The sequence below is a fragment of the Erwinia pyri genome (genome assembly GCF_030758455.1).
GTDB lineage: Bacteria > Pseudomonadota > Gammaproteobacteria > Enterobacterales > Enterobacteriaceae > Erwinia > Erwinia pyri.
In genome coordinates, this window is the sequence record NZ_CP132353.1 from 1161377 (window position 1) to 1186847 (window position 25471).

23 protein-coding genes are annotated in these 25471 nt (G+C 55.8%); 19 read left to right on the plus strand and 4 right to left on the minus strand.

Annotated features, from left to right (window positions below):
* Positions 1–6 precede the first annotated feature (6 nt).
* From rseA to acpS, 10 genes are all read left to right on the plus strand, one after another.
* Entirely contained in the window at positions 7–660 is a 654-nt protein-coding gene (rseA, locus tag Q3V30_RS05445) for an anti-sigma-E factor RseA (RefSeq protein ID WP_306211223.1), read from the plus strand.
* The gene (gene rseB, locus Q3V30_RS05450) at positions 660–1616 is read left to right on the plus strand and encodes a sigma-E factor regulatory protein RseB (protein ID WP_306211225.1); all 957 of its coding nucleotides are present in this window, start codon (positions 660–662) and stop codon (positions 1614–1616) included. Before rseA ends, rseB begins: the two co-directional genes overlap by 1 nt.
* Positions 1613–2077 (plus strand): SoxR-reducing system protein RseC, encoded by a 465-nt coding sequence (gene rseC, locus Q3V30_RS05455; protein WP_306211227.1) that lies wholly within the window; start codon positions 1613–1615, stop codon positions 2075–2077. Before rseB ends, rseC begins: the two co-directional genes overlap by 4 nt.
* A 318-nt stretch (positions 2078–2395) precedes the next feature.
* Positions 2396–4195 carry a translation elongation factor 4 gene (gene lepA / locus Q3V30_RS05460; protein WP_306211229.1) on the plus strand — a complete coding sequence of 600 codons (1800 nt, stop codon included), beginning with the start codon at positions 2396–2398 and terminating at the stop codon, positions 4193–4195.
* A gap of 26 nt (positions 4196–4221) precedes the next feature.
* Positions 4222–5184, plus strand: a complete 963-nt coding sequence (gene lepB, locus Q3V30_RS05465; protein ID WP_306211231.1) for a signal peptidase I — start codon at positions 4222–4224, stop codon at positions 5182–5184.
* A 136-nt stretch (positions 5185–5320) separates the two neighbouring features.
* Positions 5321–6001: a ribonuclease III gene (gene rnc / locus Q3V30_RS05470; protein WP_306211233.1), complete on the plus strand. Its 681-nt coding sequence runs from the start codon at positions 5321–5323 to the stop codon at positions 5999–6001.
* Positions 5998–6903 (plus strand): GTPase Era, encoded by a 906-nt coding sequence (gene era / locus Q3V30_RS05475; RefSeq protein WP_306211235.1) that lies wholly within the window; start codon positions 5998–6000, stop codon positions 6901–6903. Before rnc ends, era begins: the two co-directional genes overlap by 4 nt.
* A 5-nt stretch (positions 6904–6908) precedes the next feature.
* Positions 6909–7643, plus strand: coding sequence for a DNA repair protein RecO (gene recO / locus Q3V30_RS05480; RefSeq protein ID WP_306211237.1), 735 nt, complete (start codon positions 6909–6911; stop codon positions 7641–7643).
* 85 nt (positions 7644–7728) lie between these two features.
* Positions 7729–8460 (plus strand): pyridoxine 5'-phosphate synthase, encoded by a 732-nt coding sequence (pdxJ, locus tag Q3V30_RS05485; RefSeq protein ID WP_306211239.1) that lies wholly within the window; start codon positions 7729–7731, stop codon positions 8458–8460.
* Positions 8460–8840: a holo-ACP synthase gene (acpS, locus tag Q3V30_RS05490; protein ID WP_306211241.1), complete on the plus strand. Its 381-nt coding sequence runs from the start codon at positions 8460–8462 to the stop codon at positions 8838–8840. The genes pdxJ and acpS overlap by 1 nt, the downstream gene beginning before the upstream one ends.
* Positions 8841–8965: 125 nt before the next feature.
* Here acpS and Q3V30_RS05495 read toward each other — a convergent pair whose 3' ends face one another.
* Complete coding sequence (locus Q3V30_RS05495; RefSeq protein WP_306211243.1) at positions 8966–9220, minus strand: YfhL family 4Fe-4S dicluster ferredoxin; 255 nt, start codon at positions 9218–9220, stop codon at positions 8966–8968.
* Between the two features lie 57 nt (positions 9221–9277).
* Entirely contained in the window at positions 9278–10117 is an 840-nt protein-coding gene (locus Q3V30_RS05500) for a MurR/RpiR family transcriptional regulator (RefSeq protein WP_306211245.1), read from the minus strand.
* A gap of 306 nt (positions 10118–10423) precedes the next feature.
* On the opposite strand from Q3V30_RS05500, the gene yfhb reads away from it, so the two are divergent.
* Together yfhb and tadA are read left to right on the plus strand one after the other, a co-directional pair.
* Positions 10424–11062 (plus strand): phosphatidylglycerophosphatase C, encoded by a 639-nt coding sequence (gene yfhb, locus Q3V30_RS05505; protein WP_306211247.1) that lies wholly within the window; start codon positions 10424–10426, stop codon positions 11060–11062.
* A 39-nt stretch (positions 11063–11101) separates the two neighbouring features.
* Positions 11102–11614 carry a tRNA adenosine(34) deaminase TadA gene (gene tadA, locus Q3V30_RS05510; RefSeq protein WP_306211249.1) on the plus strand — a complete coding sequence of 171 codons (513 nt, stop codon included), beginning with the start codon at positions 11102–11104 and terminating at the stop codon, positions 11612–11614.
* 73 nt (positions 11615–11687) lie between these two features.
* Here the strand turns inward: tadA and mltF are convergent, their stop codons facing one another.
* Positions 11688–13145 (minus strand): membrane-bound lytic murein transglycosylase MltF, encoded by a 1458-nt coding sequence (mltF, locus tag Q3V30_RS05515; RefSeq protein WP_306211251.1) that lies wholly within the window; start codon positions 13143–13145, stop codon positions 11688–11690.
* A 265-nt stretch (positions 13146–13410) separates the two neighbouring features.
* Between mltF and purL the strand changes: the two genes are divergently transcribed.
* The 6 genes from purL (at position 13411) to glnB (ending at position 22603) form a co-directional block, all read left to right on the plus strand.
* The gene (gene purL / locus Q3V30_RS05520) at positions 13411–17301 is read left to right on the plus strand and encodes a phosphoribosylformylglycinamidine synthase (RefSeq protein WP_306211253.1); all 3891 of its coding nucleotides are present in this window, start codon (positions 13411–13413) and stop codon (positions 17299–17301) included.
* A gap of 655 nt (positions 17302–17956) precedes the next feature.
* Positions 17957–18622 (plus strand): epoxyqueuosine reductase QueH, encoded by a 666-nt coding sequence (locus Q3V30_RS05525; RefSeq protein WP_306211255.1) that lies wholly within the window; start codon positions 17957–17959, stop codon positions 18620–18622.
* A 32-nt stretch (positions 18623–18654) separates the two neighbouring features.
* Entirely contained in the window at positions 18655–20085 is a 1431-nt protein-coding gene (locus tag Q3V30_RS05530; protein WP_306211257.1) for a sensor histidine kinase, read from the plus strand.
* Positions 20085–20792, plus strand: a complete 708-nt coding sequence (gene qseG, locus Q3V30_RS05535) for a two-component system QseEF-associated lipoprotein QseG (RefSeq protein WP_306211259.1) — start codon at positions 20085–20087, stop codon at positions 20790–20792. The genes Q3V30_RS05530 and qseG overlap by 1 nt, the downstream gene beginning before the upstream one ends.
* A complete protein-coding gene (gene glrR / locus Q3V30_RS05540; protein WP_306211261.1) occupies positions 20789–22123 on the plus strand; it encodes a two-component system response regulator GlrR in 1335 nt (444 codons plus the stop codon). Before qseG ends, glrR begins: the two co-directional genes overlap by 4 nt.
* 141 nt (positions 22124–22264) lie before the next feature.
* Positions 22265–22603 carry a nitrogen regulatory protein P-II gene (gene glnB, locus Q3V30_RS05545; protein WP_013203412.1) on the plus strand — a complete coding sequence of 113 codons (339 nt, stop codon included), beginning with the start codon at positions 22265–22267 and terminating at the stop codon, positions 22601–22603.
* Between the two features lie 68 nt (positions 22604–22671).
* Here glnB and hmpA read toward each other — a convergent pair whose 3' ends face one another.
* Entirely contained in the window at positions 22672–23856 is a 1185-nt protein-coding gene (gene hmpA / locus Q3V30_RS05550) for an NO-inducible flavohemoprotein (RefSeq protein WP_306211267.1), read from the minus strand.
* Between the two features lie 334 nt (positions 23857–24190).
* On the opposite strand from hmpA, the gene glyA reads away from it, so the two are divergent.
* Positions 24191–25444, plus strand: a complete 1254-nt coding sequence (gene glyA, locus Q3V30_RS05555) for a serine hydroxymethyltransferase (protein WP_306211269.1) — start codon at positions 24191–24193, stop codon at positions 25442–25444.
* The last annotated feature ends 27 nt before the right edge of the window (positions 25445–25471 follow it).

A 25471-nucleotide genomic window follows, 5' to 3' on the forward strand; every position in this document is an offset into this window, starting at 1 on the left:
TGAGGCATGCAGAAAGAACAACTTTCCGCTTTGATGGATGGCGAGACTTTAGATAATGAAGTTTTATCCGCATTGTCTAAAGACGCGATGCTGCAGAAAAACTGGGAAAGCTATCACCTGATCCGCGATACCCTGCGTGGCGATGTTGGTCAGGTTATGCATCTCGATATTGCTGCACGCGTTGCTGCCGCCATTGAACTTGAGCCGGTCAACAAAACCACCACGCTGATCCCTGAAGCGCAACCGAAACCCGAGCGCTATGCGTCTATGCCGTTCTGGCATAAAGTCCGTCCGTGGGCTGCGCAGCTTACTCAGGTCGGTGTTGCCGCCTGCGTATCACTGGCGGTCATTGTTGGCGTCCAGCACTATAACCAGCCACAACCAGGCCAGACTGAGTCCGATTCGCCGGTGTTTAATACGCTGCCGATGATGGGCCAGGCTTCGCCGGTCAGCCTTGGCGTGCCTTCTGAGGGCGCCAACAGCAACAGCAGCGCTTCGCAGCAGGTGCAGGATTCGCGCCGTCGCGTTAACGCTATGCTGCAGGATTATGAACTGCAGCGCCGCCTGCACTCTAACCAGCTCCAGTTTGAACAGGCGCCCGCTCAGCAGGCTGCCGTTCAGGTACCGGGTAACCAGTCGTTAGGAATTCAGCAGCAGTAATGAAGCAACTTTGGTGTGCCGTCAGCCTTATGGCTGGCAGCCTGATGTACTCCAGTGTCGCCCCGGCGGAATCAACCACCCCCGGGGCGCTCTTGCAACAGATGGAGCAGGCCAGCCAGTCTCTCAGTTATGAATTCGCCTATATCAATGTCTCCAGGCTGGGAATCGAATCCCTGCGCTATCGTCATGCCGTTCTGGACAACAAAGTATTTGCTCAGCTGCTGCAGATGGATGGTCCGCGCCGTGAGATCATCCAGCGTGGCGGCGAAATCAGCTATTTCGAACCTGGTCTTGAGCCTTTTACGCTGGCTGGCGACCATATTGTCGACTCGCTTCCTTCGCTGGTGTATGCCGATTTCCGCAAGCTGGCGGAGAACTACGATTTTGTGCCGGTAGGCCGTGCCCGCATAGCAGACCAGATGTGCGAAGTGATCCGTATCGTGGCGCGGGACGGAACGCGATACAGCTATATTGTCTGGCTGGATAACGAAACTAAACTGCCTCTGCGCGTAGACCTGCTGGATCGTGACGGTGAAACGCTTGAGCAGTATCGGGTTATCAGTTTTGCCGTGGACGAAGGCGTGCGCGGCATGATGCAGGGGCTGGAAAAGGCGACGCTTCCTCCCTCGCTTTCCGTGCCTGCCAGTGAGAAAGTTGCTCTTACCTGGAAAGCTGGCTGGGTGCCAATGGGGATGAAAGAGGTGACGCAGAGCCGCCGTCAGATCCCTTCGCTGAACAAACCTGTTGAGTCACGACTCTATTCTGATGGCCTGTTCAGTTTCTCAATCAATGTCAGCGCGGCAGATAAAAACAGTACCTCGCAGCTAGTGCGCACAGGGCGTCGTACGGTGCAGAGTGAAATACGTAATAATGCGGAAATTACGGTGGTAGGCGAACTGCCTCCCTCTACCGCTAAACGTATCGCAGAGGCGGTCACTTTAGGATCGACACCATGATGAGAGAATGGGCCACGGTTGTCTCGTGGCAGAACGGCGTGGCTACGCTGCATTCGGAAATGAAAACTTCCTGCAGCAGCTGTTCAGCCCGCAAGGGATGTGGCAGCCATATGCTCAACAAGCTCGGCCCCAAAAATGCGCACGTGATGAAAGTCGCCAGCGCGGAGCCGCTTGCCGCTGGTCAGCGTATTGAGCTGGGGATAGCGGAAAAAAGCCTGCTCAGTTCGGCGCTGCTGGTTTACATGACGCCGCTGGTGGGGCTGTTCCTGGTGGCAGGTCTGTTTCAGGCGCTGTTCCACAGTGACCTTGCTTCCGTTGCTGGCGCCTTGCTGGGTGGCGTTGGTGGTTTTATCGTGGCGAAAGGTGTCTCCTCTTATCTTGGGAAGTCTGCCTCTTTCCAGCCTGTCATTCTGAGCGTTGCTTTGCCTCCAGACGCGCTGCGTGTTGAAACAGAACGCTGAATTCCTCTTACTGCCGTCTCAGCGGCAGTTATCTCCCCCTGAATCCATTAAATAAGCATGCCTGCGCGCGCCTGGTTATCGTTGAGCGCCGCAAATCTCTTGCATCGTGGAAGCGGGCAGAACCCGGAAACAATCTCCGGGCAAATTAAGAGGCACAGTTACGAATTTGATGCGCTGCTATGTATGTGAATTCTTTCGTGCAGGGGGCTAACAGTGTAAGATGCGTGCTCATTGATGGCGGGTACATTGCACTCTGTGTTGATAGCTGTGTCCACCGCGAGAATTAAACCGAACGTTTAAGCGAAAATATTCATATAAATGAAGCATATAAGAAACTTTTCTGTCATCGCGCATATCGACCACGGTAAATCTACGCTCTCAGACCGTTTGATTCAAATTTGCGGTGGCCTGACCGAACGTGAAATGGCTGCACAGGTTCTGGATTCAATGGATCTGGAGCGCGAGCGTGGCATTACCATTAAGGCGCAGAGCGTCACCCTCGCTTACCACGCGCCGGACGGTGAAACTTACCAGCTCAATTTTATCGATACCCCAGGCCATGTTGACTTCTCCTATGAAGTCTCCCGCTCGCTGGCGGCTTGTGAAGGTGCGTTGCTGGTTGTGGATGCCGGGCAGGGTGTTGAAGCCCAGACGCTGGCAAACTGCTATACCGCGATGGAAATGGATCTGGAAGTTGTACCGGTACTGAACAAGATCGATCTGCCTGCGGCCGATCCGGATCGTGTAGCTCAGGAAATTGAAGATATCGTCGGGATCGATGCCACGGATGCCGTGCGCTGCTCTGCCAAAACGGGCGTGGGCGTGCCGGACGTGCTTGAACGCCTGGTTCGTGATATTCCGCCGCCGGAAGGCGACCCGGAAGGCCCGCTGCAGGCACTGATTATCGACTCTTGGTTTGATAACTACCTGGGCGTCGTCTCGCTGATCCGCGTCAAGAACGGCACGCTGCGCAAAGGCGATAAAGTCAAAGTCATGAGTACCGGCCAGGTGTACAACGCCGACCGTCTGGGCATCTTTACGCCGAAGCGCGTCGATCGCGATGCGCTGAACTGCGGTGAAGTAGGCTGGCTGGTCTGCGCGATTAAAGACATTCTGGGCGCGCCGGTAGGGGATACCCTGACGCTGTCACGTAATCCTGCCTCTAAAGCGCTGCCAGGCTTCAAGAAAGTGAAGCCACAGGTTTATGCCGGTTTGTTCCCCATCAGCTCGGATGACTATGAAGCCTTCCGCGATGCGCTGGGCAAGCTGAGCCTGAACGACGCCTCCCTGTTCTATGAGCCAGAGAGCTCCACGGCGCTGGGCTTCGGCTTCCGTTGTGGCTTCCTTGGCCTGCTGCACATGGAGATCATTCAGGAGCGTCTGGAGCGTGAATACGATCTGGATCTGATTACCACTGCACCGACAGTTGTCTATGAAGTGGCGACGACCGACGGTGAAACCGTCTATGTAGACAGCCCGGGTAAGCTTCCGCCGCTGAATAATATTGAAGAGCTGCGTGAGCCGATTGCCGAGTGTCATATGCTGATGCCGCAGGAGTTCCTGGGCAACGTCATTACCTTGTGTATCGAGAAGCGTGGCGTGCAGACCAACATGGTCTATCACGGGAATCAGGTTGCTCTGACCTACGAAATTCCAATGGCCGAAGTGGTGCTGGACTTCTTTGACCGGTTGAAGTCAACCTCGCGTGGTTACGCCTCGCTGGATTACAACTTCAAACGCTTCCAGGCTTCCAACATGGTGCGTGTGGATGTGTTAATCAACGGCGAGCGCGTTGATGCGCTGGCGCTGATCACCCACCATGACAACGCGCAGTATCGTGGTCGTGACCTGGTAGAGAAGATGAAAGATCTGATCCCTCGTCAGCAGTTTGACATTGCGATTCAGGCCGCCATTGGTAACCACATCATTGCCCGTTCTACCGTGAAACAACTGCGTAAAAACGTGCTGGCGAAATGCTACGGCGGTGACGTCAGCCGTAAGAAAAAGCTGTTGCAGAAGCAGAAAGACGGTAAGAAACGTATGAAGCAGGTGGGTAACGTTGAGCTCCCGCAGGAAGCGTTCCTTGCCATTCTCCATGTCGGTAAAGACAGTAAATAAAGCCCCAAGGCTACGAGGGAACTGGAATGGCTAATATGTTCGCCCTGATTTTGGCGATAGCGACCCTGATCACCGGCATTATCTGGTGCTTTGATAAATTTAAGTGGGCACCGGCCCGCAAGGCTAAGCAGGCCGCCGCCGCAGCAGCGGCGGGGAGCGCCGGAGAGCAGGATAAAGCGGCAAAACAGCCAGGCTGGGTAGAGACGGCAGCTTCTGTTTTCCCGGTTCTGCTGCTGGTCTTTGTGGTGCGTTCATTTATCTATGAGCCTTTCCAGATCCCTTCCGGCTCGATGATGCCGACGCTGCTGATTGGAGATTTCATTCTGGTAGAGAAATTTGCCTATGGCATCAAAGATCCCATTACTCAGACGACGCTGATCCCAACCGGGCACCCTAAACGTGGCGATATTGCCGTTTTCAAATATCCTAAAGATCCGAGCCTGGACTACATCAAACGTGTGGTCGGCCTGCCGGGTGACCACGTTAGTTACGATCCGCAAAGCAAAACCGTGACCATCAATCCGGCCTGTGCAGAGCAGAACTGTGATAAAGCGGTGCCGGTCACCTATTCAGACGTGCAGCCAAGCGACTTCATACAGACCTTCAGCGGTTTTGATGGCAACGAAGTGGGCAACGGTTTCTATGAGATGCCGCAGGGCGATTCAATGCGCGGTGGGCTGCGTCTGGCTACCCGTAACGAAACGCTGGGCGAGGTGACTCACCGTATTCTGCTGGTGACGCAGGCGCAAAGTCAGGCAAGCTCTTATTACCAGCAGCCGGGTCAGCCTCAGTCAAGCTGGGTAGTACCGGAAGGCATGTACTTCATGATGGGCGACAACCGCGACAACAGCGCGGACAGTCGTTACTGGGGCTTTGTGCCGGAGAGAAATCTGGTCGGTAAAGCCACAGCCATCTGGATGAGCTTTGAGAAGCAGGAAGGCCAGTGGCCAACCGGCGTTCGTCTCAGCCGCATTGGTGGTATTCACTAACGGTCCCTTCGGGTACCGGCAGTAAAATGGGTGGTTGTCCTGCGGGGCAGCCACTGCACACGAAACAGTTTCGTGTTGGCCTGGCCAGCCCTGTTCCGTGTGCAGAACAATTGACGCATTCAGATATTGGTAACACATGAACCCCATCGTAATAAACAGGCTTCAGCGAAAGTTGGGCTACACTTTTACCCATCAGGAACTGTTGCAGCAGGCGCTCACTCACCGTAGTGCCAGCAGTAAACACAACGAAAGACTGGAATTTCTGGGCGACTCGATCCTCAGCTACGTCATTGCTAACGCGCTCTATCACCGTTTTCCTCGTGTTGATGAAGGGGATATGAGCCGCATGCGTGCCACGCTGGTGCGCGGGAATACGCTGGCTGAGATGGCCCGTGAATTTGACCTGGGCGAATGCCTGCGTCTTGGGCCTGGCGAGCTGAAAAGCGGCGGATTCCGTCGTGAATCTATTCTCGCCGATACCGTTGAAGCGCTGATTGGCGGCGTCTTCCTGGATAGCGATATTCAGACGGTAGAAAAACTGATCCTGGACTGGTACGCCAGCCGACTGGAACAGATTAGCCCGGGCGACAAACAGAAAGATCCAAAAACGCGTCTGCAGGAGTATCTGCAGGGTCGCCATCTGCCGCTGCCCTCCTATCTGGTGGTGCAGGTGCGTGGCGAAGCGCATGACCAGGAATTTACTATTCACTGCCAGGTAAGCGGCATGGCGGACCCGGTTGTAGGAACCGGCTCCAGCCGTCGTAAAGCTGAGCAGGCAGCCGCCGAACAGGCGCTGATTAAGCTAGGACTTGAATGAGCGAACAAACCCCCCATTGCGGCTTCATTGCTATTGTAGGCCGCCCAAACGTCGGGAAATCGACCTTACTGAACCAGCTACTGGGTCAGAAGATCTCTATTACCTCACGTAAACCACAAACCACGCGTCACCGTATTATGGGCATCCACACCGAAGGGCCTTATCAGGCCATTTACGTGGATACCCCCGGTCTGCATATGGAAGAAAAAAGGGCGATTAACCGCCTGATGAACCGTGCGGCCAGCAGCTCTATCGGTGATGTTGAGCTGGTGATTTTCGTGGTTGAAGGTACCCGCTGGACCGCCGATGACGAAATGGTGGTCAACAAGCTGAAAGATAATAAAGTGCCTGTTCTGCTGGCGATCAACAAGGTCGACAACATTACTGATAAAAGCATTCTGCTGCCGCACATGCAGTTCCTCAGCCAGCAGATGGACTTTATGGACGTGGTGCCGATCTCCGCCGAAAGCGGCAAGAATGTCGATACTATTGCCAGCATCGTGCGTAAGCGTCTGCCTGAAGCGGTGCATCACTTCCCGGAAGATCACATTACCGATCGTTCACAACGCTTTATGGCCTCAGAGATCATCCGCGAAAAGCTGATGCGCTTCCTGGGCGCGGAACTGCCATACTCCGTCACGGTTGAGATTGAACAGTTTGTGACTAACGCCCGCGGCGGTTATGACATTCATGGCCTGATTCTGGTTGAGCGTGAAGGCCAGAAGAAGATGGTCATTGGCAACAAAGGCGCCAAGATTAAAACTATCGGTATTGAAGCCCGCAAAGACATGGAAGAGATGTTCGAGATGAAAGTGCATCTTGAACTGTGGGTTAAAGTGAAGTCTGGCTGGGCAGATGATGAGCGTGCTCTGCGAAGCCTGGGCTATACCGACGACCTCTGAACCTGATGGAAGGCTGGCAGCGCGCATTCGTCCTGCATGGACGCCCTTACAGCGAATCCAGCCTGCTGCTCGATCTTTTTTCTGAGAATTATGGTCGTATCCGGGTGCTGGCCAAAGGCGCCCGGGGTAAACGCTCCAGCCTGAAAGGTGCGCTGCAGCCCTTTACGCCGCTGCTGGTGCGCTGGGGCGGGCGGGGTGAAGTCAAAACGCTCCGTGGCGCTGAACCGATCTCTCTGGCTCTTCCTCTCACCGGCATGACCCTCTACTGCGGCCTCTACGTGAACGAACTGCTGTCGCGCGTGCTGGAGCAGGAAACCGCCTTCACCGAACTCTTCTTCGATTATCTCTACTGTCTGCAGGAGCTGGCTGCCGTCACCGCTTCGCCGGAACCGGCGCTCAGACGCTTTGAGCTGGCTATGCTGGGCCATCTCGGTTACGGCGTGGATTTTCTGCATTGTGCAGGCAGCGGAGAAGAGGTCTCTGATGAGATGACCTATACCTATCGGGAAGAGAAAGGGTTTATCGCCAGCCTGGTGAAAAACAACAATACCTTTACCGGCCGCCATATGCGGGCGTTAGAGGAGCGAAGCTTCCCCGACAGCGATACGCTGCGCGCGGCGAAGCGCTTTACCCGCATCGCCCTCAAGCCCTATCTCGGCGGAAAGCCGCTCAAGAGCCAGGAGCTGTTCCGGCAGTTCGTGCCGAAAAAACGCGCAGACGTTCAGCCTGAGGAAGAGTAAGGCGCGTCGGGCATTCCGGTCAGCGCCCGAGACGTTGTACACTGTTTTCACTGTTTTCACTGTTTGCAAATTTTCGAGGATTGTCATGGCTGAACTGTTGTTAGGCGTCAATATCGATCACGTGGCGACCGTGCGTAATGCGCGTGGTACCAACTATCCCGACCCGGTACAGGCGGCCTTTGTTTCGGAGCAGGCGGGTGCCGACGGGATTACCGTGCATCTGCGCGAGGACCGTCGCCATATCACCGACCGTGATGTGCGCATTCTGCGCCAGACTATCCAGACCCGTATGAATCTTGAAATGGCCGTGACCGACGAAATGGTGGATATTGCCTGCGAGATCAAGCCGCACTTCTGCTGTCTGGTTCCCGAGAAACGTGAAGAGGTGACCACCGAAGGCGGGCTGGATGTTGCCGGTCAGCTGGAGAAAGTGACCTATGCGGTTACGCGTCTGGCTGAGGCGGGCATTCAGGTCTCGCTGTTTATCGATGCTGACCATCGTCAGATTGATGCGGCAATGGCTTCCGGCGCGCCTTATATTGAAATTCATACCGGCGCCTATGCTGAAGCGGAAGAAGGGCGGGAGCGTCAGGCTGAGTTCGCGCGCATCAGGGATGCGGCTGCCTATGCCGCTGGCAAAGGGCTGAAGGTCAATGCCGGACATGGCTTGACCTACCATAACGTGCAGCCGATTGCGGCGCTGCCACAGATGCACGAGCTGAACATCGGCCATGCCATCATTGGCCGGGCGGTAATGAGTGGTCTGGCGGAGGCGGTCAAAGAGATGAAGGCGCTGATGCGGGAAGCGCGCCGCTAATGGCTATTCTGGGGCTGGGCACGGATATTGTGGAAATTTCCCGCATCGAAGGGGTCATTTCCCGCTCCGGAGACCGGCTGGCAAAACGTGTTCTCAGCGAAAATGAGTGGGCGCAGTATCAGGCTCATCAGCAGCCGGTGCGTTTTCTCGCCAAGCGTTTCGCAGTGAAGGAAGCCGCGGCCAAGGCTTTTGGCACCGGCATCCGCGGCGGGCTGGCCTTCAATCAGTTTGAAGTCTACAACGATGCGCTGGGCAAACCCGGACTACGGTTTTTCCTGCAGGCAGAGGAAGTGGCGAAAAAACTGGGCGTGGTTCACGTTCACGTTACGCTGGCGGATGAGCGTCATTACGCCTGCGCCACGGTAATTATTGAAAGCTGAGCCGGACCGGATTACCGTCCTGGTCATGAGTCATTGCGGGACGTCGATGTCCCTTTCAGCGTAAGCAGCCTGCTTGTTCAGGCCCGCATCACACCGGGTGGCCCGCGCCGCCCGGCTGCTCCCCGTCATGCCCCATGATGCAAAACTACGAACTTCTCCCACAGCGCGTCGCTGCTTTCACGGTGAGCCGGATCGGTCACAATCGTATTCACAATAGGGCAAACCTGCTGGCAGGTGGGCGTATCGTAATGACCGACGCATTCAGTACACCGGCTGGCATCAATCTCATAAATAGCGTCACCCATCGAGATAGCCTGATTGGGACACTCAGGCTCGCACATATCGCAATTGATGCATTTCTTCGTGATAAGCAGCGCCATAAGTCTCTCAATCAGTAACAGGATAAAGTGCGCGGGTATTATACGCGCCTCATCCCGTCAAACCAGCTTTTTAACCAGCGCTTCGCTGTGCCGGATATGGCTGGAAGCGCGTTCGGGATCGCGTTGGATCAGCGCCATAAACAGCAGGTCGGTCAGCGTCAGCTGCGCGGTAGTGGAGGAGATTGCGGCGCTGCGGGTCATCTGCTCTTCTGCCACCGTGTAGAGGCAATGGGTAGCACACTGCTGCAGGGTATTGGGGGTAAAGCCGGTGAAGGCCAACACGTTGGCCCCGGCGCGCTGCGCTTCCTGCGCTGCCAGGTTTATCTCCCGGCGTTCGCCAGTATAGGAGATAGCCAGCAACAGGTCGCCCGGGTTCAGCGCCTGCACGCTGGCCAGCAGGGCATGCATATCCTGCTCGGCCACCGCATTGATGCCTATCTTCATCAGCTTCCAGGAGAAATCTTTCGCCACCAGCCCGGAAGCGCCGATGCCCACCAGCACGATACGGTTTGCCGAACGGAGCAGGCGCAGCGTCTCCACCAGCATCTCTTCACTGTTGATATCCAGCGTGGCGCGGATGGCGGACTGTTTCTCGGTCAGCAGCTTTTCACCCACCGTCTTGAGCGGATCGTCGCTCAGGATCAGGTTATGAACGGTAATGGCATCTTTCTCTGCCAGCGATTCACTCAGCGCCAGCTTCAGGGCCGGAAAGCCTTTATAACCGAGCTTTTGGGCAAATTTCACTACGCTTGACTGGCTGACACCAGACTCCTCAGCCAGCTTTTGTGAACTGAGGTGGCGGGCGTGATCCGGCTGTGAAAGAAGATAATCGGCCAGTCGGCGTTCATTCATCGCCAGTCCCGGATAGAGCTGGCGGATGCGCAGCAGTGAACTCATCGTTATTCCTCTGATTTATCAGCCTGAGTGATCGGGTCTGATCATAGCTTGCTGGAGACCTGACCGTCAGTTTATCGTCGGTTTTATCGCATGCCATGATTAAAATTAGCTTAACTCTCTGTTTAGCGCAGCGGATCCTTATCCCGCTTATGTCTACACTTATCCAGTCAGGCAGGCGAACTGGGCAGGTGACCGCTGCTGCTCACGCATATCTCTGCTAAGGTAATCATCTTCCGGGCCGAGAGTAGTTCGCCTGTAGTTTTTAAAAGCCCGATAGAGGGGATTAACCACCCTGAGGAGTCATGTTTGATAACCGGTCAGGAACGACGAGTCGTATTTTTTGATTTAGACGGCACACTGCATCAGCAGGATATGTTTGGCACCTTTATGCGCTATCTGCTCTGGCGCCAGCCGCTCAACCTGTTGCTGGTGGTGCCGCTGCTGCCCATTATTGGTGCCGGACTGCTGATTAAAGGACGCGCGGCACGCTGGCCGATGAGCCTGCTGCTCTGGTCAATCACTTTTGGTCACAGCGAAAAAAGCCTGAAGGCGCGTGAGAATGCCTTTGCGCTCTGGTTCCGTCAACGGGTTACGGCATTTCCGGTGGTGCAACAGCGTCTGACTGAATATCTCAACAGTTCCGATGCTGACGTCTGGCTGATTACCGGCTCACCGCAGCCGCTGGTGCAGCAGGTCTACTTCGACTCGGCCTTTTTACCCAAGGTCAAACTGATCGCCAGCCAGATGCGCCGCGGCTTTGGCGGGCGTGTTCTGTCAGTGCGCTGCCTGGGGCATGAGAAAGTGGCAAGGCTGGAAGAGCAGCTCGGCACCCCGTTACAGCTCTACAGCGGCTACAGCGACAGCAAGCAGGACAACCCGCTGCTGTTTTTCTGTCAGCATCGCTGGCGCGTCACGCCGCAGGGCGAACTGCAACAGCTTGAGTAACAGGGTATACTGTGCCGCGATTTTTGGCAGGAGACTCAGGTGAGCGAAAGAGTAAGTGATGAAGTCTGGATGCGTCATGCGTTGCAGCTTGCGCGTCGTGCCTGGGAAGAGGGTGAGGTTCCTGTGGGGGCAGTGCTGGTTCAGGGCAATACGGTGATAGGCGAGGGCTGGAACCGGCCCATTGGTCATCACGATCCTACCGCTCATGCGGAAATCATGGCGTTACGGCAGGGGGGGAAAGTACTGCAGAACTACCGTCTGCTGGATACGACCCTCTACGTGACGCTGGAGCCGTGTGTGATGTGTGCCGGGGCGATGATCCATGGACGGATAGAGCGGCTGGTTTTTGGCGCACGTGATGAAAAGACCGGGGCGGCCGGGTCGCTGATGGATGTGCTGGGACATCCGGGCATGAATCATCAGATAAAAATCGAACAGGGCGTGCTGGCACAAGAGTGTGCCGGCATGCTGAGCGATTTCTTCCGCCATCGTCGTGCAGAAAAAAAGGCGCTGCGGCAACAGCTGCAGGCGCCGGTGGATGGTGAGCTGTAGCGGACACTACTGATCAGCCATGACCGGCCATTTACGGCCCTGCTGTTTAATACCGGTGCTACTCGCCCTCCCGTTAATTGAGGGCTATCTTCGGCTTCACTGCGGGGTAGCCATCGCCCATTTCCGCTTCATAAGCCGCCCGTTGCGCCAGCTTACGCTCCTGATCCTGCAGATAGCCGACCAGGCTTATCTGATAGAGACGAATATTTTCCACATAATTGTAGGCCTCCTGGCCTCGCGCATAGCCGTAATTGGTCTGGCTGTAATAGCGCTTCTGGCTCAGCATCGGTAGCCGCAGCTTCACATCAGCCCAGCTGTCCGGGTTGCCTTTCTGCTTTTCCGTCAGCTTTCGCGCATCGAGCATATGGGCGTAACCCATATTGTAAGCGGCGAGGGCGAACCAGATCCGCTCATCTTCCGGGATGGTTTGCGGCACTTTTTCCATCATGCGCACCAGGTATTCGCTGCCGCCCCGAATACTCTGTTCCGGGTCGGTTCTGTCGCTGACATCCAGACTTTCAGCCGTGTTGCGGGTCAGCATCATCATGCCGCGTACGCCGGTAGGAGAAGTAGCCTGCGGATTCCAGTGTGACTCCTGATAGGAGATAGCAGCCAGTAAACGCCAGTCGATCCCGGTCGCATATTTTTCAAACAGCGGACGAATATCGGGCAGCGTGCCATCAATCGCGCGCAGGAAAGTCCGGGTATCCACATAATCGAACGTGCCCACGTGGCCCAGATACTTCTCATCCAGCCGGGCCATCGCCCCTTCTTCACCCATCTGGTTAAAGTAGTCCAGCAGGGCGGCATTCAGGCTGTCATCCCGATCGCGCTGCATATACCAGGTAATCGGCTCTTCATCGGTGATATCAAAAGCCACAGCCAGCTGGGGATGAATGCGCTGCAACAGAGCAATCGAAACAGAGTCGCCAACGGTGTAATCCAGCTTGCCATCCGCTACCGCTTCCAGCAGGGCGCTGGGACTCTGATCGGTAGAGATAGCCCAGTCGAGGTCGGGATACTGGTTCTGCTTGATGCCGCGCAGCGTGGAGAGATAGGCAGAGTCAGAAGCAACCGTCAGGCGGCCATGGATATCACCAAGATTTTTTGGACGAGGCTTGCCCATCCGGTAAACCAGCTGCTGGGAAACAGAATAGTAAGTCGGACCGGTGCGGAAGTGGGACAAGCGGTCATTGTTGTAAATCAGTCCTGCCGCCAGAATGTCCGCTTTATCATCTTCAAGATCGTCAAACAGATCGCTGAGGTTCTGCCGCACGGTGATTTGCAGCTTTACACCCAGATAATCGGCGAAGCGTTTCGCCAGCTCATAATCCATTCCGGCCGGAGCGTTATTGATGGTGTAGTAAGTCAGCGGGGAATTTAAGGTGCTGACGCGCAGCACTCCCCGTGATTTTATCTGTTCTGTCTGGTCCTGTTGCCCCCCATACCAGGGGATTGATGGCCATAATGCCAGCGCAAGCAACAGGGTGACCAGCCCGATAAACAGATAATTAAATTTTAGGCGTTTCAAATAGTTATCTCTCGGTCGCTCTCAGGTTCTGTCTGTAACGGCAGTATTTGATCTCTATAATGGATCCTGAGCGTGGGGCATTTTGCGCAACTCGGTGGACCTCTGCAACTGAATTCATCCGATATTGTGTGAATTTCAGCCAATTCCCTGGTGCGAGAAATTCCACGCAAACGGTTTCGTAACGGGTGCGGATTCTCTATAATAGCGCCCGCTTTCCCTGTTGCGCCCAAAGAAGCGTCGCCCGACGCTCTGACGAGAGATTTTGATGATGGAAATTCTGCGTGGTTCGCCCGCTCTGTCGGCATTTCGTATTACTAAACTGCTGGCCCGCTTTCAGGATGCTCACCTGCCGGTGAGTGACATTTACGCCGAGTACGTCCATTTTGCCGATGTCAGCGCGCCGCTGTCCGCTGATGAAAAAGCCCGTTTACAGCGCCTGCTGAAATATGGCCCCTCTCTCGCCGAACATACGCCAGAAGGCCGACTGATTCTGGTTACGCCGCGTCCGGGCACCATTTCTCCGTGGTCTTCCAAAGCTACTGATATCGCCCATAACTGCGATCTGCCTCAGGTGCTACGCCTGGAGCGCGGTCTGGCGTTCTATGTGCAGGCGCCTCAGTTAACTGAAGCGCAGTGGGGGCAGCTTGCCTCTCTGCTGCACGATCGGATGATGGAAGTGGTTCTCAGTGAGCTGAGCCAGGCTGAGCAGCTGTTTGCTCATCACCAGCCTTCGCCGCTGCAAAGCGTCGATATATTGGGTGAAGGGCGCGAGGCGCTTGATAAGGCCAACCGTAAACTGGGCCTGGCGCTGGCCGATGATGAAATCGACTATCTGCTGGCAGCTTTTGAGAAGCTCGGGCGCAACCCGAACGATATTGAGCTTTACATGTTTGCCCAGGCAAACTCCGAGCACTGCCGTCACAAGATTTTCAACGCCGACTGGATTATTGATGGCGAGCAACAGCCAAAATCGCTGTTCAAAATGATCAAAAACACCTTCGAGAAAACCCCCGATCACGTGCTCTCTGCCTATAAAGACAACGCAGCGGTGATGGAGGGATCGCAGGTGGGCCGCTTCTATGCAGATGCAGAGCGGGGCCAGTACGATTTCCATCAGGAGGAGACGCATATCCTGATGAAGGTGGAGACCCATAACCACCCGACAGCCATTTCACCCTGGCCGGGCGCCGCTACCGGTTCCGGTGGGGAGATCCGTGATGAAGGCGCAACCGGCCGTGGCGCTAAGCCTAAAGCTGGCCTGGTAGGCTTCTCGGTCTCTAACCTGCGCATTCCGGGCTTTGAACAGCCGTGGGAAGAGGATTTCGGTAAACCAGACCGCATCGTTACCGCGCTGGATATCATGACCGAAGGCCCGCTGGGCGGCGCGGCGTTCAACAATGAGTTTGGTCGTCCGGCCCTGAACGGCTATTTCCGTACCTATGAAGAGCAGGTTAACAGCCACAACGGCGTTGAGCTGCGCGGCTACCACAAGCCCATTATGCTGGCGGGCGGCATCGGCAATATCCGTGCTGACCACGTGCAGAAAGGCGAAATCACCGTGGGTGCCAAACTGATCGTGCTGGGCGGCCCGGCGATGAATATCGGCCTGGGCGGCGGGGCGGCCTCTTCGATGGCCTCTGGCCAGTCTGATGCCGATCTCGATTTTGCTTCCGTACAGCGCGACAACCCGGAAATGGAACGCCGCTGCCAGGAAGTGATTGACCGCTGCTGGGAGCTGGGTCAGGACAACCCGATCCTCTTTATCCATGACGTTGGCGCAGGCGGGCTTTCCAATGCCATGCCGGAGCTGGTGAGCGATGGCGAACGCGGTGGCCGCTTCAATCTGCGCGACATCCTGAATGATGAGCCAGGCATGAGCCCGCTGGAAGTCTGGTGTAACGAATCCCAGGAACGTTACGTAATGGCAGTGGCGCCTGAAAAGCTTCCGCTGTTTGATGCCCTCTGCAAGCGTGAGCGCGCACCTTATGCGGTGATCGGCGAAGCCACGGAAGAGATGCATCTGTCGCTCTCCGACAGCCATTTCGATAATAAACCTATTGATATGCCGCTGGACGTTCTGCTGGGGAAAACCCCGAAAATGACTCGCGACGTCAGCACGCTGAAAGTGCAGGGCCAGCCGCTGACACGCGAAGGTATTACGGTTGCTGATGCGGTGAACCGCGTGCTGCACCTGCCTGCGGTGGCCGAGAAAACCTTCCTCATCACCATTGGCGACCGTTCCGTTACCGGCATGGTTGCCCGTGACCAGATGGTGGGACCCTGGCAGATCCCGGTAGCCAACTGCGCGGTGACCACCGCCAGCCTGGACAGCTACCACGGTGAAGCGATGGCGCTGGGCGAGCGTGCCCCTGTGGCGCTGCTGGACTTTGCTGCCTCAGGTCGTCTGGCCGTGGGTGAGGCGTTGACTAATATCGCCGCCACGCAGATTGGTTCGCTTAAGCGCATCAAGCTCTCGGCAAACTGGATGGCGGCAGCTGGCCACCCTGGCGAGGATGCCGGACTGTATGAAGCAGTTAAGGCCGTGGGTGAAGAACTTTGTCCGGCGCTGGGCATCACTATTCCGGTGGGCAAAGACTCCATGTCGATGAAAACCCGCTGGCAGCACGGCACTGAACAGCGCGAGATGACCTCTCCCTTGTCGCTGGTGATCACCGCCTTCGCCCGTGTGGAAGACGTTCGCCGTACCGTAACGCCTCAGCTTCAGCCGCAGCAGGAGAATGCCCTGCTGCTGATCGACCTGGGACAGGGCGTAAATGCGCTGGGCGCAACCGCGCTCTCTCAGGTTTATCGTCAGCTGGGTGATAAACCCGCCGACGTCCGTGATGCAGAGCAGCTGGCTGGCTTCTTTAACGCCATGCAGGCGCTGGTGGCTGAAGGCAAGCTGCTGGCCTATCACGACCGTTCCGACGGCGGCCTGCTGGTAACGCTGGCAGAGATGGCCTTTACCGGCCACTGCGGCATCGAGGCGGATATCGCTTCGCTGGGCAGCGATGCGCTGGCCGCGCTGTTTAACGAAGAGCTGGGTGCCGTGATCCAGGTTGCTGCGGCGGAGCGTGCTCAGGTTGAGCAGGTGTTTGCTGAACATGGCCTGGGCGGCTGCGTACACTTCCTCGGCAAGGCGTTGCCTGGCGACCGCTTCGTGATTACTTCTGGTGACTCTGCTGTCTACAGCGAAAGCCGCACCACGCTGCGTACCTGGTGGGCCGAAACGACCTGGCAGATGCAGCGCCTGCGCGATAACCCGGCGTGTGCCGATCAGGAACATGAAGCCAAAAAGAACGATCTGGATCCGGGTCTGAACGTTGCGCTGACCTTCAGGCCGGAAGAGGATATCGCCGCGCCTTATATCGCTACCGGCGTGCGTCCGAAAGTGGCCGTTCTGCGCGAGCAGGGCGTCAATTCCCACATCGAAATGGCCGCCGCTTTCCACCGCGCGGGCTACGATGCGGTGGATGTACATATGAGCGATCTGCTGGCGGGACGCCGTGGTCTGGAAGAGTTCCAGACGCTGGTAGCGTGCGGCGGCTTCTCCTACGGGGACGTACTGGGCGCAGGCGAAGGCTGGGCGAAGTCTATTCTCTTCAACTCCCGCGTGCGTGATGAGTTCGAAACTTTCTTCCATCGTCCGCAAACGCTGGCGCTGGGCGTCTGTAACGGCTGTCAGATGATGTCCAACCTGCGCGAGCTGATCCCGGGCAGCGAAGCCTGGCCGCGCTTTGTGCGCAACCAGTCCGAGCGCTTTGAAGCACGTTTCAGCCTGGTCGAAGTGGCCGCCAGCCCCTCACTGATGCTGGATGGCATGGTAGGGTCGCGTATGCCAATCGCCGTCTCTCATGGTGAAGGTTTTGTGGAAGTGCGTGATGAGTCGCACCTGGCTTCCCTGGAGCACAAAGGCCTGGTGGCGTTGCGCTTCGTGGATAACCTCGGCAAGGTGACTCAACAGTACCCGGCAAACCCTAACGGTTCACCTAACGGGATCACGGCGGTTACTAACGAAAGCGGGCGTGTCACCATTATGATGCCGCACCCGGAGCGCGTATTCCGTACCGTGAGCAACTCATGGCACCCGGAAGAGTGGGGCGAGGACAGCCCGTGGATGCGCATCTTCCGCAATGCGCGTAAGCAACTCGGCTAAACCCCATCAGGGGCAACCATCTGGTTGCCCCTGTTCTTTATGCAGCTGGTGTTGCTTTATTGCGACAGAGCGGTCAGAGACCTGTCTCTAAAAGGTGACATATAACCTCTTGTTTTTACTGTGTGTCTGCGAATAATCTTAGGCCTGTTACCTATTGGCGACAGTTTCTTTTGACCAACAGGTCCGGCTTCTCATCCCCGCCAAATCATGAAAATAATTTCTTCTTATTTATTAGTAGATTAAAAATAAAATTCTAAGTTGGCACGGTTGTTGCTATTATCTCTGCAGTGGCTCATTCACCTGGTTACGACAGCCCTGCGAAAGCGGCCAAGCGCTTCATAACATCCAGAATGACGCACAATACGGTGCCTGCCGTCCACCAGACCGATAATCGTTCACTTTGTGACGTTATCAAGCTTCGGACGCAACGTTGAGTTAGGCACCACCTATTTCCTGTGATGATCGCTATCCTCACAGTCCAAACGGCAGATTCTCTGAATCTGCCGTTTTTGTTTCCGGCACCAGCATCCCCCTTTGATGCGGGCTGGTTCAGCTCTGGCTCCTTCCCGCAGAGTCAACTCTGTAACCTTCGCTTTAGGTGCGCTAATCAATCAGTGCTACACTAAAAAACTTCGTTCTGAACAAACGTATTTCTATGACAATTCCAGCATTTAAACGCGCAAAGCTTGAACTACCACAGGGGGCTGATAAGCTTCTGCTCCACTCCTGCTGTGCCCCCTGTTCCGGTGAAGTCATGGAGGCGATCCAGGCTTCAGGTATCGATTACACCATTTTTTTCTACAATCCCAATATTCACCCTCACAAGGAATATCTCATCCGCAAGGAGGAGAACATCCGCTTTGCTGACAAGCAGGGGATCCCTTTTATTGATGCGGATTATGACACTGACAACTGGTTCGCCAGGGCGAAAGGGATGGAGTGGGAACCGGAGCGCGGAGTACGCTGCACCATGTGTTTCGATATGCGCTTTGAGCGCACCGCTCTCTATGCCGCTGAGCATGGCTTCAGCGTGATCAGCAGTTCTCTTGGGATCTCCCGCTGGAAAGATATGCAGCAGATTAACGATTGTGGCGCGCGGGCCGCCAGCCACTATCCCGGCATGGTTTACTGGGATTACAACTGGCGCAAGCAGGGCGGCGCATCACGCATGATTGAGATCAGTAAGCGTGAGCAATTTTATCAGCAGGAGTATTGCGGATGCGTTTATTCACTGCGTGACAGCAATAAACATCGTAAATCCCAGGGCAGGCCGCTGATAAAATTGGGCAAGGTATTCTACGGAAAAGAGAATACAGAGTAACATCGCCTTAGCGTGCTAACTGAGAGACTCCTGTGAAAAAATGGCGTTTGTTCCCCCGTTCCCTGCGTCAGCTGGTATTGATGGCGTTCCTGCTGGTTTTGCTGCCCCTGCTGGTGCTGGCCTGGCAGGCCTGGGAAAGTCTTTCGGCGCTGAGTGAAAGGGCGGCAGATACAAACCGCACCACCCTGACCGACGTCCGCCGCAGCGAGGCGATGGCGAGAACAGCGCTGGAGCTGGAGCGCAGCTACCGGCAATATTGCGTGCTGGACGATCCGATGCTCGCCAACCTCTATCAAACCCAACGCACAAAGTATGCTCAGATGCTGGATGCGCAGGCACCTGTTCTCCCCGACAGCCGGATTTCCGATACCCTGCATCGCTCGCTGAACCTGCTGGATAAAATTAGCTGTGATAACAGCAATCCGGTTAAAGCTTCTGCTGCGGCTCTGGAAACGTTCTCCGCAGCTAATGCTCAACTGGTTAAGTCAACGCGTGAAGTGGTGTTCTCTCGTGGTTTGCAGCTGCAGCGGGAAATTGCAGAACGCGGTCAATATTTTGGCTGGCAGGCACTGATCCTGTTTCTGCTCAGCCTGGGGTTGGTACTGCTTTTCACCCGCATGATCATTGGCCCGGTCAAAGCCGTAGAGCGGATGATCAACCGTCTGGGTGAGGGGAGGCCGCTCAGTCATAACCTCGCCTCCAAAGGCCCGCGCGAACTGCGCTCGCTGGGGCAGCGGATCCTCTGGCTCAGCGAACGGCTGGCCTGGCTGGAGTCGCAGCGGCATGAATTTTTGCGGCACATCTCTCATGAACTGAAAACGCCGCTCGCCAGCATGCGTGAAGGGACAGCTCTGCTGGCGGATGAAGTGGTCGGCGCCCTGACGCCCGATCAGCAGGAGGTGGTGAGCATTCTGGATCAGAGCAGCCGCCACCTGCAGCGGCTGATTGAACAGCTGCTGGACTATAACCGCAAACTCTCTGAAGCGCCCGTGGCGATGGGCGAGGTACAGCTTGAGCCGCTAATCAGCAGCATCGTCAGCTCACACAGCCTGACGGCCAGGGCCAAAATGATGCACACCGAGGTCACGCTGCCGGTAACAGCCTGCCGGGCTGACGCCACGCTGCTGGCCCGCGCCATCGATAATCTTTATTCGAATGCGATACACTACGGCGGGGATTCCGGTACTATCTGGATCCGCACTCAGCAGCAGGGCCGGAAGGTGCTGATTGAGGTCGCGAACACCGGCAGCCCGATCCCGGAAAGTGAAAAGAAAATGATTTTTGAGCCCTTCTTCCAGGGGAATCAGCAGCGCAAAGGGGCGGTGAAGGGCAGCGGCCTTGGCCTCAGTATCGCCAGAGATTGTATTCATCGTCTGCAGGGCGATTTACAGCTGATTACCACTGACCAGGCTGATGTCTGTTTTCGTATTGAACTCAACGCCATTGTCGGGAATGCACAATAATGAGAAAACGCGCTTTTTCCGTAGCCGTTACCTTGCTGGCACTGTTGCTGGCAGCCTGTAGCTCCAAACCTCCCGAATCGGTCCTGAACGGCAACGGGAAGCCGCTGGCGGAACCCGAAATCAAAATTGTCGATTTCCAGCTGGTTGATTGTGACCGCATCTGGGAGATCGACACCAGCAGAGCGATCTCCAACTCGCTTTACTGGCTGCGGAGCATGGACTGCGCGGTGCGTCTCTCACCTACCCAGGCGCGTGCAGAAGCGCGCCGCTGGCCTGCCGATAACTGGCAAAGCGCCTTTAAGCAGGGGGTATTATTAGCCAATGGCAACGTGACGCCCGTTGAAAGAAGGCAATTTATGCTGCGTCTGGATACTTTTAGTGCCAGCTTTCCCTCTTCCGTCAGACCGCTGATCCAGCTCTGGCGTGAAGATCAGATGGGGCTGCTGCAACTTTCCGAAGAGCGAACCCGCTATCATCATCTGCAACAAACCAGCGATGCGGAGCTGGACGCTCTGCGGCAGCATCAGCTCAAACTGAATGCTGAACTCAACGTAACCCGACGTAAACTGGAATCCTTAACCGATATCGAACGACAGCTCTCTTCCAGACGGTCACCCGATAGCTCCGATAACAGCCATAGCGAGAAAAGCGACGGGACAGAGACCGCGACCCCGGCAACAACCTCAGAGGATGCGGCCCAGCCATGATCAAAAAGTCAGCCAATTTACTGCTGGTGGATGACGATCCCAGCCTGCTGAAGCTGCTGGGTATGCGTCTCACCAGTGAAGGCTTTACGGTACAGACTGCAGCCAGTGGTCCTGAAGCGCTGCGTCTGTTACAGCGGGAAAAGATCGATCTGGTGATCAGCGATCTGCGCATGGATGAAATGAACGGCCTGGCCCTGTTCAGTGAAGTGCAGAAGCAGCAGCCCGGTATGCCGGTGATCATTCTCACCGCACACGGCTCCATTCCGGAAGCAGTATCCGCTACCCAGCAGGGCGTCTTCAGCTTTCTGACCAAACCGGTTGATCGTGATGCGCTCTACAGCGCCATCGATCAGGCGCTGGCGCACCGCGCTCCGGCCAGTGATGATGCCTGGCGGGAGAATATCGTAACCCGCAGTCCGGTGATGCTGCGTTTGCTGGAGCAGGCAAGAATGGTGGCGCAGTCCGATGTCAGCGTCCTGATCAACGGTCAGAGCGGCACCGGGAAGGAGATCCTGGCGCAGGCTATTCATGCCGCCAGTCCACGCGCCGGCCACGCCTTTATCGCCATTAACTGCGGGGCGTTGCCTGAGCAGCTGCTTGAGTCAGAACTCTTTGGCCATGCAAAAGGAGCCTTCACCGGCGCCGTGAGCAGCCGTGAAGGATTGTTTCAGGCGGCGGAAGGGGGCACCCTGTTTCTTGACGAAATTGGCGATATGCCTCAGGCGCTGCAGGTAAAACTGTTGCGGGTGCTTCAGGAGCGCAAAGTGCGTCCGCTGGGCAGCAACCACGATCAGGATATCAACGTGCGTATCCTCTCAGCCACGCATCGCGACTTACCAAAAGCGATGGAGAAGAAAGAGTTCCGCGAAGATCTCTTTTATCGCCTCAATGTGGTGAATCTGAAAATCCCGGCGTTGCATGAGCGGGCAGAGGATATTCCCCTGCTGGCAAACCATCTGCTGAAGCAGGCGGCAGAACGGCATAAACCTTTTGTGCGCAGTTTTTCCACCGACGCGATGAAGCGGCTGGTGGCCGCCAGCTGGCCGGGTAACGTTCGTCAGCTGGTCAACGTGATTGAGCAGTGCGTCGCGCTGACCTCAGCGCCGGTGATTAGCGAGGCGCTGGTAGAGCAGGCGCTGGTCGGAGAAAATACCGCGTTGCCGACCTTTGTCGAGGCAAGAAATCAGTTTGAACTCAATTATTTAAGAAAGCTGCTGCAGATGACCAGAGGCAACGTCACTCATGCCGCACGCCTTGCCGGGCGTAACCGCACGGAATTCTATAAGCTGCTGTCGCGACACGAGCTGGATGCCTCTGATTTCAAAGAGTAGTTTTTTTCTGTGCCGCATCACTGCTGAGATATGTTAGCTTAACACGCTGAAAAAGAGACAGACCGCGCAGCGGTAGCTGTCCGCTGAACGTATACTGATTAGATTACTCTCCGGCCGCGGAGGGAATGAAAAGGGTCTGCCATGAAAAAAATTGATGCGATTATCAAACCATTCAAACTCGACGACGTGCGCGAAGCGCTGGCTGAAGTCGGGATCACCGGAATGACCGTGACCGAAGTAAAAGGTTTTGGCCGTCAGAAAGGCCATACCGAACTCTATCGCGGCGCTGAGTATATGGTCGATTTTCTGCCGAAGGTGAAGATTGAGCTGGTGATTGCTGACGATATCGTGGACACCTGCGTGGAAGCTATTATGAGAACCGCGCAGACCGGTAAAATCGGCGATGGTAAAATCTTTGTCTTTGACGTGGCGCGCGTGGTGCGTATTCGTACCGGCGAGGAAGACGAAGAGGCAATCTGATCTCCGACTCTTGCGCTTAATGCCAGCCATCGCCGTCCTCTTCAGGGCGGCGATGTCGTCTCTGAGCCTTACAGAACTTTGTGCGGGCCAAAAACTTCGTAGTGGATACGTGACGAGTCAATGCCCAGCGTCACCAGCTGCTGCGCAATATGCTGCATAAAGGCCACTGGCCCGCAGAGATAGTAGTGACAGATCGGATCGCTCAGCTGGCTCTCCATCGGCAGTAAATCCATTATGCCTTCACTCTCATACCTGCCGCTATCCTGCTCAAGGGGCGCGCGATACCAGATATGCTGCGAAAAGTGCGGCAGCCGTTGTGCCATGGTGGCCACTTCATCCCGGAACGCGTGCCGCCTGCCGTTATCAGCGGCATGGAACCACTGCACAAGAGAAGGGTGCTGGCGGGAAGCCAGCACGTCCAGCATTGCCAGCATCGGGGTCTGCCCCACGCCAGCAGAAATCAGCGTCACCGGCGTTTGTGGCGTGATATCCATAAAGAAATCTCCCGCAGGCACCGCCAGCTGAAGCTCATCACCCGGCTGCGCATGCTGATGCAGCCAGCCGGAGACGGTGCCTCCCGGCTCATGACGTACGGCAATACGATAGTCACGGCCATTGGGCGCGCGGGTCAGGGAATACTGGCGGATCTCCTGATTGGCAAACGTTTTATTGCGCAGCCATACGCCGAGATACTGGCCTGGCTGATAATCCGCTACCGGCTGGCCATCTGCCGGAGTGAGGATAAAGCTTTTGATGACTTCACTTTCCACGGTAATTTCGCTGATGCGAAACGTGCGGGGTGTCCGCCAGCCGCCTGTTTTGTTCTCCGCCTGCTGATAAAGCTGCGCCTCGCGCTGGATAAAGACGTTTGCCAGCACGCCATACGCCTCACCCCACGCATTCAGCACTTCGTCTCCCGGGCTTAACATCTCATCCAGCGTCGCCAGCAGATGCCTGCCCACTATCTGATACTGGTCGGGCTGAATGGCAAAGCTGGTGTGCTTTTGCGCTATTTTCTCTACCGCCGGTAAAAGAGCCGCAAGATTTTCAATATTGCTGGCATAGGCGCAGATGGCGTTAAACAGCGCTTCACGCTGATTGCCGTTACGCTGGTTGCTCATATTAAAAATATCTTTCAGCTCCGGATTATGGCTGAACATGCGATCGTAAAAGTGTGCGGTAAGGCTGGGGCCTGTTGCCAGCAGCGCGGGAATAGTGGATTTAACGATGGCGATAGTTTTCGCGTCTAACATAGGTGACTCCCTGCGGGTTGTCTAAAGTTGCATTTTAAATGCATCTTATAACTCTTTAACATGCATTGTAAATGCACCTTTAATCTGCAGGGGCATTTCGCACTGCGAGCGGGGCCGCAAAGATGAAAAATTTACAGGTTGAAGATGATGAAAATTCCCGCTGTAAAGGGTGGCAAAAACCGTATAAAACCCTTGCCAGACGCCATGCCAATCGTTTGCGTATAAAACACGCTTTGTGGCTACCCTTCAGCAGGTAAAACAGTTTACACTGTTGGCCTTCGCCCACACGGGCCGTTCAATACAGAATATTTTGTTAGCCAGTCAGGAGATGCGGATGCTAAAGCGTGATATGAATATTGCCGACTATGATGCCGAGTTATGGCAGGCAATGGAGCAGGAAAAAGTGCGTCAGGAAGAGCACATTGAACTGATTGCTTCTGAAAACTACACCAGTCCGCGTGTCATGCAGGCGCAGGGTTCTCAGCTGACCAACAAATATGCCGAAGGCTACCCGGGCAAGCGCTACTACGGCGGCTGTGAATATGTTGATATCGTTGAGCAGCTGGCGATTGACCGTGCAAAAGAGCTGTTTGGCGCGGATTACGCCAACGTCCAGCCGCACTCCGGCTCTCAGGCTAACTTCGCTGTTTACACCGCGCTGCTGCAGCCGGGCGACACCATTCTGGGGATGAACCTGGCACACGGTGGGCACCTGACTCACGGCTCTCCGGTCAACCTCTCCGGTAAGCTCTATAACGTGGTCCCCTACGGCATCGATGAGACCGGCAAAATCGATTACGAAGATCTCGCCGCCCAGGCTCAGAAACACAAGCCTAAGATGATTATCGGTGGTTTCTCCGCCTACTCTGGCATCTGTGACTGGGCTAAAATGCGTGAAATCGCAGACAGCATCGGAGCCTGGCTGTTTGTGGATATGGCGCACGTGGCGGGTCTTATCGCCGCTGACGTCTATCCAAACCCGGTTCCTCATGCCCATATCGTGACCACCACTACTCATAAAACCCTGGCGGGTCCGCGTGGCGGCCTGATCCTGGCAAAAGGTGGTGATGAAGATCTCTACAAGAAGCTGAACTCTGCCGTGTTCCCGGGCGGCCAGGGCGGCCCGCTGATGCACGTGATTGCCGGTAAAGCGGTAGCGCTGAAAGAAGCGATGGAGCCTGAGTTCAAGGTTTATCAGCAGCAGGTGGCAAAAAACGCCAAAGCGATGGTGGAAGTGTTCCTGGAGCGCGGTTATAACGTAGTTTCTGGCGGCACGCATAACCACCTGTTCCTGCTGGACCTGGTGGAAAAAAATCTGACCGGTAAAGAGGCGGATGCCGCTCTGGGCCGCGCCAACATTACCGTGAACAAGAACAGTGTGCCAAACGATCCCAAAAGCCCGTTTGTGACTTCAGGTATCCGTATCGGTTCGCCTGCCGTGACCCGTCGCGGCTTCAAAGAAGCTGAAGTTCGTGAATTAGCTGGCTGGATCAGCGACATTCTCGACAACATCGGTGATGAAGGTACTCAGGAGCGTGTTAAGAAGCAGGTGCTTGAACTCTGTGCGCGCTTCCCGGTATACGCATAACAACGCGTAACGCCCTTGCAGTTTGAA